We start from the raw sequence: 10,737 nt of genomic DNA, 5'->3' as shown, positions 1-10,737 counted from the left end.
TTACCTCGCTTGGGTCGGAGTACATGTTGGGCCTGATCGCTTCCCAGTGTAACGTGATCGCATGTCAGGCGCAGGGCTGCCCTTTCAGCAAAATGCCAACCATCCGGGCACCCTATACGGCCGCATGGATAATCCACATCATGTGCGCGGCCAAGCGCTAAAATCCATCAAGCACCAGCGGTCATCCATCCCTGGAACATATCCGATGACATACAAACCGAATCTGCGGCGAAAACCCCAAATCCTGTTCCTGGGTCCCACCAATACCGCTCGAACACTGATGGCGGAAGCCTATGGCCGGGAATATCTTGCCGACCTGGCGAAGGTGCGTTCCGTCGGCATGCGGGCAGGAAACCAGGATGAAAGGACCCTGGCAGTGCTGCGGGAAGATGGCATAGACACATCGTCCCTCAAACCCAAGGATCTGGACGCGGAAGTGCTGGAATGGGCGGACCTCATCGTAACCCTCACTCAAAATCCGTCAACGCTTCCAGCCCCCAGGGGAGACAGCTTCATCAGCAAGAACTGGCCCATGGAGATTCCGAAAGAGCCATCAGGCATGGAACAGGATCTTGAGACCCATCGACGCTGCCGCGAGGAAATCAAGCGAAGAATCCGGCAATTGGCCAACTCCATCCGCCTGATGCAACGCTGAAGCCTGCACGCCCTACGGACGGGCAGCTTCACAATTCCAGCCCCCGGATCGCCCTCCGGACTTGTGCAGCAGACGGATGCCCTCCATCACCATCCCCCGATCCACTGCCTTGCACATGTCATACACGGTCAGCAGGGCCACCTGGACTGCCGTCAGGGCCTCCATTTCCACCCCGGTGGGCCCTCGTGTTTCCGCCGTCACCCGACAATGCACCGAGGGCGGCTGATCCCTGGTGTCCAGTTCCACCTCCAGCCGGGTCAGGGCCAGGGGATGACACAGGGGAATCAGCTCGGCGGTCTTCTTGCCGGCCATGATCCCCGCCACCCGGGCGATGCCCAGGACATCCCCCTTGTGATGGCCGCCGGCACGCACCAGCGCCAGAGTATCGGGGGCCATGACGATGCACCCCTCGGCCACGGCCACGCGGTGCGTGCTGTCCTTGCCGCCCACATCCACCATATGGGCATGGCCGGCCGGGTTGAAATGGGTCAGTCTGGACATGATGGACTATCCTTATGGCTGGGATGACGCCCATGGTCTCAGGCCCATCCCTGCAGGACAATATCCGACTTGCCGCAAATTGGAGCGTACGCCCCCGTGACCATCACCGTGCTTTACTTCGCCTCCCTGCGGGAGTTTTCGGGATGCCCCCGGGAGGAGATGGACGCCACGGGCATCCACTGCGTCCTGGATGTCTGGCGCAACGCCCAGGAAGGCCGCCCCCTGCCCCCCCGGACGCTGATCGCCGTAAACCAGGAATATGCCGCCGCCGATCATCCGGTGCGGGAAGGCGATGAAGTGGCCTTCTTCCCGCCGGTGACGGGGGGGTGACGCCGTGGCCGTCCATCTTTTTGCCGAAGCGCTGGATCCCTGGGAAACACTGATTCGTCATCAGCAGGGCCTGACTGCCGGGTGCTTCGGCGCCACCGCCATCTTCGTCGGGACCATGCGTGATTTCAACGAAGGCGACGATATCCAGGCCATGACCCTGGAACACTACCCCGGCATGACCGAGCGACAACTGGAGGCCATCGAGCAGGAAGCCCGGGAACAGTGGACACCGGAAGACGCGCTGATCGCCCATCGGGTGGGCCGGATACACCCCGGCGACCCCATCGTCCTGGTCGCTGTCTGGTCGGCCCATCGTCAGGCGGCCTTCGAGGCCTGCCGGTTCATCATGGAGGCCCTCAAGTCCAGGGCGCCCTTCTGGAAGCAGGAACGGCTGCAAAGCGGACAGCAACGCTGGGTAAGCGGCAACACGTCCGGCATGTAGGGGCGAAACCTACTGCAACAACAGGAAGAAGGCGCTGTTGTCACGGCGCAGGTTCAGCAGCAGGCGTTGCCCGCCGGCGCCCACGGCCTGCCTGAATTCATCCAGGCTGGTGACCGGGCGACGATTCGCCGACAAGATCAGATCACCGGGTCTGAGACCGGCCCGGGCAGCCGGTGAACCCGGCGCGACCCGGACCACCACCACCCCTTCCACCTCGCCGTGGAGGGGGGAATCTTCCTGGATCTCGCCCAGGGCCGCCCCTTCCAGACGGGGACTGATGCGCCCCCCCTCCAGCGTGGAGGACTGGATCTCGCCCACCTGGGTCCGGATCACCCGGGTCCGTTTGTCCCGCAGGATCTCCAGTTCCACGGTGGATCCCACCCGCAACAGCCCGATGGCGTTGCGCAGTTCGGCGGCGTTGCGAATGACACGACCGTTCACCCGGGTCACCACATCGCCTTCCTTGAGTCCCGCCCGAGCCCCGGGCGATCCCCGTTCCACCCGTGCGATGACCGCCCCTTGGGTCTGCTCGATGCCGAAGGCCCGGGCCAGGTCCGGGGTCAGGTTCTGCACCGACACACCCAGGCGTCCGCGCCGCACCTCGCCGTATTCAACCAGATGATCCATCACCTGCAGGGCCATGTTCACCGGGATGGCAAAGCCGATGCCGATGTTGCCGCCGCCGCGGGTGAGGATGGCGGAGTTGATGCCCACCAGCTCGCCCCGCAGATTCACCAGCGCCCCACCGGAATTGCCGGGATTGATGGAGGCATCGGTCTGGATGAAGTCCTCGTAGGCCTCTACGCTCAGCCCGCTCCGCCCCAGGGCGCTGACGATGCCCGAGGTCACGGTCTGCCCCAGGCCAAAAGGATTACCGATGGCCACCACGAAATCTCCCACCTTCAGGGCATCGGAATCGGCAACCGGGAGCGCCTTGAGTCCTTCCGCCTCCACCTGCAATACCGCCAGGTCGGTAGCCTGGTCGGTACCGATCACCTTCGCATCCAGGCGCCGGCCGTCGTGGAGGGTGACCACGATTTCATCGGCGTTGCGGATCACGTGGTCATTGGTGAGGATGAAGCCCTTCTCCGCGTCCAGGATCACGCCGGAACCCAACCCCTGGGTCTGACGTTCCCGGGGGGTTTGGGGCAGGTCGAAAAAGCGGCGGAAGAAGGGGTCATCAAACAACGGGCTACCCCGTTCCTGCACCCGCCCCCGGGTGGCCAGGTTCACCACACCGGGGATGGTCTGCTCCAGCATGGGGGCCAGGGACGGCAGGGGTTCGCCGTCCACTTTCACCGGCAGACGGGCGGTTGCCGGCAGGCTCAAGCCCAGCAGGAGTACCAGCAGGAGGGGCCACAGGAGAGGTTTGCACAACGGATGAAGGCGTTTCGTTCTCATGGCGAATTCGTCAAGACATTGAGTTGCTTGAAAGGAACGCCCCGCGCTTCCCTGGGACGTTTCCATCCCGTCCCGTCATTCCCGCGAACGCGGGAATCCAGTCACGGGCCGAAAACCCTGGACTCCCGCCTGCGCGGAAGTGACGACAAAGGGTCTGCCAGGGCCTCCATTGAGACTGTCGGGAAGCCTTCGGGTTCAATACCGACTATCGCCACCCCACCGCCCTCCGCGGCAGTTTCGGCCACGGGGCCGTCAGGACTGCAGATGCGCCCTGGGATCGAAAGGCATCTCCTTGCTCATGCGCTCGTAGAGGGAGCGGGCGGATTTCTCGTCCGCGGGCGGGGTATGAATCTGCAGCACCAGATACTGGTCCCCCGGCGGGGTTCCCGGCAGACCACGCCCCTTGAGCCGCAAACGGCGGCCGGACTGGGAACCGGCGGGGATCTTCATGTCCACCCGTCCGTCCAGGGTGGGCACGTTCACCGTCGCCCCCAGGGCCGCCTCCCAGGGCGTGATCGGCAGGTCCAGATGGACATCCCGACCTTCCAGGCGGAAATAGGGATGAGGCTTGATATGGACCTCCAGATACAGGTCCCCCGCGGGGCCGCCACCGATGCCCGGGGTGCCCTGCCCCACCAGGCGAATGCGCTGACCCTCGGTCACACCGGGAGGGACCTTCACCTGCAGGGTCCGGTCACCGGCGCGCACGGAGACGGAGCCGCCCTTCACCGCGCGTTCCAGATCCAGGCGGATGCGGGCGGTCCTGTCCTCGCCCTGGCCGGCAAAGCCCCGCTGGGTACGGTGGCCGCGAGTGCGCTGGGCACCCTGCCGACCGAACAGGGCCTCGAAGAATTCAGAAAAATCGCTCTGGGTGAAACCGTCCTGGAAGCCGCCGGAAAAACCCCCGGCGCGTCCGCCGGGCGCCCCTCCGAACCAGGCGTCAAAGTCCGGCGGCGGACGAAAATCCTGCCCCGGGCGCCAGTGGCTGCCCAGTTGATCGTAGGTCTTGCGCTTTTCCGGGTCGCCCAGGACCTCGTAGGCCTCGTTCACCTCCTTGAACCGCTCCTCGGCATTGGATTCCTTGCTCACGTCCGGATGATACTTGCGGGCAAGACGGCGATAGACCTTCTTGAGCTCGTCCTGGGTGGCCGTGCGCTCCACCCCCAGCACCTTGTAATAATCTTTGTATTCCATGGCCCGTCAGGATACTCCGAAAGCAAGTGCGCCGCGTGGGAACGCGGCGCACGGTGGGTGTCACGGGAAAAGGCCGTCGCCGGACATCAGCCTTCCACGGAGATGCGCCGGGGCTGAACCTTCTCCTGCTTGGGAATGCGGACCTCCAGTACACCGTTCACACTGCGGGCGGAGATGCGCTCGGCGTCCGCGGTATCCGGCAGGCTGAATCGACGGAAGAAGCTGCCGCGGATGCGCTCCACCCGCTTGTAGTTCTCCCGTTCTTCCTTGGTCTCGGCCTTGCGCTCGCCGCTGATGGTGAGCACACCGTTTTCCATGTGGACTTCAATATCCTTGGGATCCACGCCGGGGACATCCGCATGCAGGACATAGGCGTCCGTCTCTTCCCGGATATCCACCGCCGGCACCCAGTCGGCGGTGGCGGCGGTTTCCTCGTTGCCGTAGCCGCTGCCGTGCAGGCGATCGAGTTCACGGGACAACTGATTCAGAAGACTCCAGGGTTCATAGCGGGTCAACATGATAACGTCCTCCTGTTCACTGCTCGTCGGGTTGGGCTGCAAGCCCCTGTCGTGAGCAGATATAGGTCCGCCATGGAGGATTTCAAGGGGACGAGGCAGGTCAGAGACGCTCCAGTGACAGAAGTTTGAACTGGTCGTCAACAGTGAGCCGAAAGCGCCCATGGACTCCGTCGTGCAGCACGAACGGGCGCAGCGCGGAGGCCGGAAAACGCACCGTCTGCCCCTCTCGGGACATGGCCACCACCGCCGAGGCCGCGCCGCTGTAGTAGCGCAGGTAGTCGTCGCGGGAGATGCTGAGGTTGAAGTGAAAATGCTGCACGGGGGTGGCGGGTCGGCATCGGGCGGCGTGGATGGGGACAGGACCTCATTCGATGTTCTGGATCTGCTCCCGCATCTGTTCGATCAGCACCTTCAGTTCCACCGAGGCCTGAGTGGTTTCCATGTCATTGGCCTTGGAGCCCAGGGTATTGGCCTCCCGGTTGAACTCCTGCATGAGGAAGTCCAGGCGCCGCCCGACCGGTTCGTCCCGCCGCAGGCAGGCCAGGACCTCCTTCACATGGCCGTCCAGACGATCCAGCTCCTCGGCCACGTCCAGCTTTTGGGCCTGGAGGGCCAGCTCCTGCTCCAGACGTCCGGGTTCCAGATCCACACCCAGCTCACCGATACGGGTGCGCAGGCGCTCTCTCAGGGCCGTCACCACCTCCGGGCGACGGGCGCGCACCTGGGCCACCTGTTCGCCGATGGCCCGGCAGCGGCTTTCCAGCAGGCCATGGATATGGGCGCCTTCCCGGGCGCGATGGTCGATCAGTGCCTCCAGCGCCTGATCCAGAAGGCTCAGGGCGGCGGCATGCACCGGCTGCAGGTCGGGTTCGGACTGACGCACCACCCCGGGCCAGCGCAGGATCTCCATGGCACTCATGCGGGCGGCATTCATCATCCAGTGCTCCACCTTGACCGCGGTGGTGATGAGTTCCTTGGCCAGATCGTCGTTGATCTCCAGGGTGTTGTCGGCACTGTCCGCCTTGCGAAAACGAAGGGTGCACTCCACCTTGCCCCGCCCCAGACGGGCGGTGACCCGCTCGCGCACCGGCCCCTCCAGGGAGCGCAGCTCCTCGGGCAGGCGGGTGCTCACGTCCAGATAACGGTGATTAACGCTGCGCAGTTCCCAGGCCAGGGTGCCGACATCGCCGGAGGATTCACAACGGGCGAATCCGGTCATGCTGCGGATCATGGGGTGTCCTTGCGGTCTCGAATGTGGGGTTGATTGTAGCGCATTCATGCCCACCCCCGGACCGCGTCCCGTGTCAGTCTCCGGCAGCCGCGATTTCCTCGCCGGCGCGACGCCCCAGGTGCAGCGCCCACTGGATCGACGGGGCCGCCCCAAGTTCGCTGCAGGACCACAGGTGCTCGCCGTGGCGCAGCGGGACCTCGCCCGGCCAGGGAACCTGCGGTGCCTGGACCGGCAGGGCGTGGGGCAGTCGATAGCAGGCGAGGCGCTCCCATTGACTGACATCGGCGCCGAACCAGTCCGTCAGCTGGCGACGGATATCACTCTCCAGGACTTCCGGATCGTGTTCGGCGCCATGCACATTCACGGTCACCAGGGCACGTCCGACCGGGGCGTAATGGGAGGACAGCTCGGAGGGACACAGCACGCTGTTGACGATGCCATGCCCCTCCCCATTGAGCATCAGGTAGGCGCCCTCGAAAGGCGCCTGTCCGGTGGCAAAATGAACGCAGGTGGTCCCTCGGGTAGGCACCGGCTCCGATGCCTCCAGACCCAGCAGACGGGCGGCCTCGGGGCCGTCGGTGGCCACGACGATGTGACGGGCCTGCAATGGTTCGCCGGCGACCGGAAAGACCCGGTTACCCTCGATCCGATCCACCCGGGTGTCGAGCCGGATCGTGCCCACGGGCAGGCGCTGGGCCAGTTGCCGTGGAATCTGCTCCATACCCCGGGCGGGCAAGGCGGTATCTCCCAGGGCAAAGGCCCGGAACACGAACTCGAAGGCCCGGGAAGACACCTCCAGCTCCGGCTCGAAGAACACGCCGCTGAAAAAGGGCTTGAAAAACCGTTCGATGATGCGTTCGGAAAACCCCATTTCCCGCAGATGGGTCAGGGCATGGCGCTCATGACGATGATACAGCTCACGCAGGTCGCCCCGCAGACAGCGACGGCGCAGGTGCAAAAGATGCAGCTTGTCCGGCAGATGCCCCACCGGCGACCAGAGCATCTCCGGCAGTCTGGAAGGCTGCCGCCAGACATCGCTCACCCGGTGGGTGCGCCCATGGATCCTCACCAAAGCCCCGGTATGGAAGGGCTTGAGCTCCAGGGCCCCGTAGTCCAGAAAGCGCCGCGCTTCCGGATACCAGGTCTGCAACACCTGGAAGCCCCGATCCAGCAGATAGCCCCCCTGGTAGTCGGTGCGGATGCGGCCGCCGACCCCATCGGCGGCCTCCAGGATCAGCGGCTCACGCCCCTGTTCACACAGGGTCAGCGCGCAGGCCAGGCCGGAGAGTCCGGCGCCGATGATCACCACATCTGCAGTCATGTCGTCCAGCTCCTGATCATGGAGATATCAGAAATCCACCCGGAGGCTGACATAGGCCTCGGTGCTGCGACGGTTCGGCTTGATCAGCGAACCTTGCGGGCGGGTATCGTAACCTCGCGCCAGCACATCGGTCAGAGACAGGGCTGCCTGTACCCGGGGGCCCAGATCACGACGTAGATGCAGGTCCAGAAAGCCGTCACCGGCATCGGTGGCGGGGCCGGTCGGGTCATCGACCCACCGGACCGAGTCATAATGGTAATACTCGGCGGTCAGGAGCCAGGGCTCCACCGGTGAGTACGACAGGGCAAGGTTGAGGATATGAGACGGTACCGACTCAGCCTGCAGACGGGATTCCCGGTTGTCGCTGCGGGCGGACAACAGCGACAGGCCGCCATGCAACCATACGCGCGAACCGGGCCGGTATGTTACCTGGGTCTCGATGCCCTTCAGGGTCAGATCGCCGACATTGGCGAATTCTCCAGTCGGTTCTATACCATACAGCACCTCGTAAGGGACCCTGATCAAATCCTGCAACCTGTTCCGGAACAGCTTGATGTCTGCCTCCAGGCGTCCATCGGCCCAATGGCCGTGATATCCCAGTTCCAGGGACTGGATCACCTCGGGCGCCAGGCCGCTGACGGAAACGATGGCGCCATCGACGGTCCGGATCCTTTCTTCCACCAGGCTCGGGGTGCGGATCGCCCTGGAGGCCACCAGCCGGAAACTGTGGAATGCATCGGGCATGTAAATCAGCGCCGCCCGAGGCATCAAGTCATCTCCGGTGATGTCGTTATACTCGTACATGCCGCCCAGATTCATTAACCAACGCGGGTCGGGCGACCACTCCAGATTTGCAAATGCGCGATAAAGTCGATTATGAGTCCAGCCCAGACCGGAAAAGAAAAAGGGGGATTCAGCGCTGTCCTGCCGCGCCCCCATACCCCAGACCAGGCGGGTATCCCTGGAAGTCCTAAGATGCGATTCCAGTTCCAGGTCATGTCGTCTGGAACCGGAGTCGCGATTGATGAAAAAAGGATTCCCCTGTAAATCCTGGACCGTGTATTGGTCAGTTATCGCGTTGTGCTGATAGTAGTATTGCAACCGGTAAGTGGCGTCGGGGTCGCGGCTGTTTTGCAATTCCAGATGCACATGCCCTGCCTGGCGCTCGAAAGTCCGCGGGGGATTGGCGAGGCCCACGGCGCCATCAACCCCCTTGCGTGTCTGGTCAATGCCCAGATGCGTCACCAGTGTGATGCCCGATGCGGGCATCCAGTCAATTCGCGCACCCAGGTTGTCCAACTGCCGCTGGTCATTCTTGTGGCGGAACCCATCATCCTCCTGGCGGTTATAGGTCAACCTGTAGGCGGCGTTGGGCGTGCCCCCCCCATGACGCATCCTCAGATCCCGGACACCCTGGGAACCCAAACGGAAGACCATCTGCTGTCCCTGGGTTTCGGCCGGATGACGGGTCAGGATATTGACGATGGCAAAAAAGGCATTGGAGCCATAGCTGGCTGAATTGGGCCCCCGGATCACCTCAATGCGCTCAATATCATCCGGGCTCAACCCCAGGCTGCCCCATTGGGCACCGCCGTTGGTAGGCGCATAGATCGACCGGCCATCCACCAGCACCTGCATTTGGCGCGCAAACTGTTCCCCCAGTCCGTGGTAAGTGATGACCGGACGGTTTCCGTTCTCACCCCCCACCAGGAAACCCGGCACCATTCTGAGCACATCCGCCAGACTGCGCGCCTGACTCCTTTCCAGCCACTGTCGGTCAATCACGGTGACCGACGCAGGCGCTTCGATCAGAGGCTGCTGCAAACGTGTGGCCGTGAGGGCCACCGGCAAGTCCATGAAATAGTCCTGTTCCAGGGAGAGGAGATCATTCCCGATCGCAGGCAGACTTGCCCCGACCAACAGTGCTCCGAAGCCAACGCAAAACCACCGGTACCAACAATGGCCGTAAGGTTTGCGGGATGAAACCTGCCAAACAAGGGATCGACCTTTGCGATGGCGGCTCCAGACCGGCCGAAATCGCCCCTCAAAAGGTCCATGAAACTCGACGGAATGGAGGATGCCCCCCCCCTCTGTTGCCCCAGCGTGAATATCTACAGACCCCGTCAATGATCGACCCATGAAACATCCCATCCTGGTGGCTCTGCTCGTCGGTAACACCCTGCCGGTTCACCCGACATATCAACAGGACTGCGCCTCCGAACAATTGTTGACCAAACCAGAGGATAATTTCCAGAAGGGATCAGCGAAAGGGCTACGGGGCGTAGGTTGCTCCGACAGAGGCATTCTCCCGGAAGATGGACAGGATCAGCTCAAGGTCCTCCGATGAAACTTTGCGCCCCCCTCTTGTCGCCCCCCCTCAACGCAAATAGAATGAGAAATATTTTTATTATCCACATCAAAAGCGCCGTGCTGACCGTAATCCCGGAGAATTGTCGTGACAGCTGCCGAGTGGACACTTTAAGCGGCAAAGTCCCGAATGCGGTGGAAATGAGCGCCCCCCGTGCGCGGAATAAACGGCTCCAGTCCGGTCCAGGGTGCTGACACGTTAAAGACCCCCTTCCCATGAACACATACCTTGCCCTAGGGCTACTGCTGGCAACAGCCGGAAGTATCAGCCTCTATCTGACCTCGCCCAACCAGCGCTGGCTGGACGTTCCATGGCACCCCATGCCGGCCCGTCTGACGGGGGGCTTTCTGATGATAGCCGGCCTGATCCTGCCATGGCAGGCAATGCAACCCTTGGCGGCCGTCTTTACCTGGGGCATATGGGTGATGCTGGTGTTCCTGCTCTGTCCGGGTCTGGGTGTCCTTTTCTCCCTGCATAGAAAGGCCTGACATGAAGACAACCTCCCACCTGCAACGGGACTGGCTCACCAAAATACTGGCCGGCACCCTGCTGGGCTTGGGGCTGGCTCTGGGCTGCAGCGGCCTGATGATCCACTTCACCCCCGGTCTGGCACTGAGCATCCAGGCCCAACTCGCCATGTGGATGGTACCGCCGGTGTGGCTGGGCACCCTGAGCCTCTGCTTTCTCTTCCAGAGCGGCGCAAGGGCCTGGCTGTGGCTGGGCGTGGCCAATCTGCTGGTCTTCGGCGGTCTCGCCGTAGCCGGGCATCCATGATT

General features: G+C 63.2%; 14 protein-coding genes. 6 read left to right on the top strand and 8 right to left on the bottom strand.

Annotation, left to right across the window (positions count from 1 at the left end):
- The first annotated feature begins 205 nt into the window (after positions 1-205).
- A complete protein-coding gene (locus CKO35_RS10540) occupies positions 206-655 on the top strand; it encodes an arsenate-mycothiol transferase ArsC (protein WP_200175740.1) in 450 nt (149 codons plus the stop codon).
- Positions 656-667: 12 nt separating this feature from the next.
- Here the strand turns inward: CKO35_RS10540 and moaC are convergent, their stop codons facing one another.
- Positions 668-1,156 carry a cyclic pyranopterin monophosphate synthase MoaC gene (gene moaC, locus CKO35_RS10535; RefSeq protein ID WP_200175738.1) on the bottom strand — a complete coding sequence of 163 codons (489 nt, stop codon included), beginning with the start codon at positions 1,154-1,156 and terminating at the stop codon, positions 668-670.
- A 96-nt stretch (positions 1,157-1,252) separates the two neighbouring features.
- Between moaC and CKO35_RS10530 the strand changes: the two genes are divergently transcribed.
- Positions 1,253-1,486 (top strand): MoaD/ThiS family protein, encoded by a 234-nt coding sequence (locus CKO35_RS10530; RefSeq protein WP_200175736.1) that lies wholly within the window; start codon positions 1,253-1,255, stop codon positions 1,484-1,486.
- Positions 1,487-1,490: 4 nt separating this feature from the next.
- Positions 1,491-1,928, top strand: coding sequence for a molybdenum cofactor biosynthesis protein MoaE (locus CKO35_RS10525; protein ID WP_200175734.1), 438 nt, complete (start codon positions 1,491-1,493; stop codon positions 1,926-1,928).
- A 9-nt stretch (positions 1,929-1,937) separates the two neighbouring features.
- Here CKO35_RS10525 and CKO35_RS10520 read toward each other — a convergent pair whose 3' ends face one another.
- The 7 genes from CKO35_RS10520 to CKO35_RS10490 form a co-directional block, all read right to left on the bottom strand.
- Positions 1,938-3,329, bottom strand: coding sequence for a DegQ family serine endoprotease (locus CKO35_RS10520; protein ID WP_200175732.1), 1,392 nt, complete (start codon positions 3,327-3,329; stop codon positions 1,938-1,940).
- Between the two features lie 252 nt (positions 3,330-3,581).
- On the bottom strand, positions 3,582-4,523 hold the full coding sequence (locus tag CKO35_RS10515) for a DnaJ C-terminal domain-containing protein (protein ID WP_200175731.1): 942 nt from the start codon (positions 4,521-4,523) through the stop codon (positions 3,582-3,584).
- 86 nt (positions 4,524-4,609) lie between these two features.
- A complete protein-coding gene (locus tag CKO35_RS10510; protein ID WP_200175828.1) occupies positions 4,610-5,044 on the bottom strand; it encodes an Hsp20 family protein in 435 nt (144 codons plus the stop codon).
- A gap of 97 nt (positions 5,045-5,141) precedes the next feature.
- Positions 5,142-5,360, bottom strand: coding sequence for a DUF2835 family protein (locus CKO35_RS10505; protein WP_200175723.1), 219 nt, complete (start codon positions 5,358-5,360; stop codon positions 5,142-5,144).
- Between the two features lie 45 nt (positions 5,361-5,405).
- The gene (locus CKO35_RS10500; protein WP_200175721.1) at positions 5,406-6,272 is read right to left on the bottom strand and encodes a YicC/YloC family endoribonuclease; all 867 of its coding nucleotides are present in this window, start codon (positions 6,270-6,272) and stop codon (positions 5,406-5,408) included.
- A 73-nt stretch (positions 6,273-6,345) separates the two neighbouring features.
- On the bottom strand, positions 6,346-7,593 hold the full coding sequence (locus CKO35_RS10495) for a protoporphyrinogen/coproporphyrinogen oxidase (protein WP_200175719.1): 1,248 nt from the start codon (positions 7,591-7,593) through the stop codon (positions 6,346-6,348).
- A gap of 27 nt (positions 7,594-7,620) precedes the next feature.
- A complete protein-coding gene (locus CKO35_RS10490; protein WP_200175712.1) occupies positions 7,621-9,450 on the bottom strand; it encodes a TonB-dependent receptor plug domain-containing protein in 1,830 nt (609 codons plus the stop codon).
- 280 nt (positions 9,451-9,730) lie between these two features.
- On the opposite strand from CKO35_RS10490, the gene CKO35_RS10485 reads away from it, so the two are divergent.
- From CKO35_RS10485 to CKO35_RS10475, 3 genes are all read left to right on the top strand, one after another.
- Positions 9,731-9,940, top strand: coding sequence for a hypothetical protein (locus CKO35_RS10485; protein ID WP_200175711.1), 210 nt, complete (start codon positions 9,731-9,733; stop codon positions 9,938-9,940).
- Between the two features lie 236 nt (positions 9,941-10,176).
- Positions 10,177-10,449 (top strand): hypothetical protein, encoded by a 273-nt coding sequence (locus tag CKO35_RS10480; protein WP_200175709.1) that lies wholly within the window; start codon positions 10,177-10,179, stop codon positions 10,447-10,449.
- Between the two features lies 1 nt (position 10,450).
- Positions 10,451-10,735 (top strand): hypothetical protein, encoded by a 285-nt coding sequence (locus tag CKO35_RS10475; RefSeq protein WP_200175707.1) that lies wholly within the window; start codon positions 10,451-10,453, stop codon positions 10,733-10,735.
- Positions 10,736-10,737: the final 2 nt, after the last annotated feature.

Source organism: Ectothiorhodospira shaposhnikovii, from assembly GCF_016584105.1.
GTDB classification, from domain to species: Bacteria; Pseudomonadota; Gammaproteobacteria; order Ectothiorhodospirales; family Ectothiorhodospiraceae; genus Ectothiorhodospira; species Ectothiorhodospira shaposhnikovii.
Note: the sequence above shows the minus strand (reverse complement) of the source record. Positions and strands in the feature narration are given on the sequence as shown.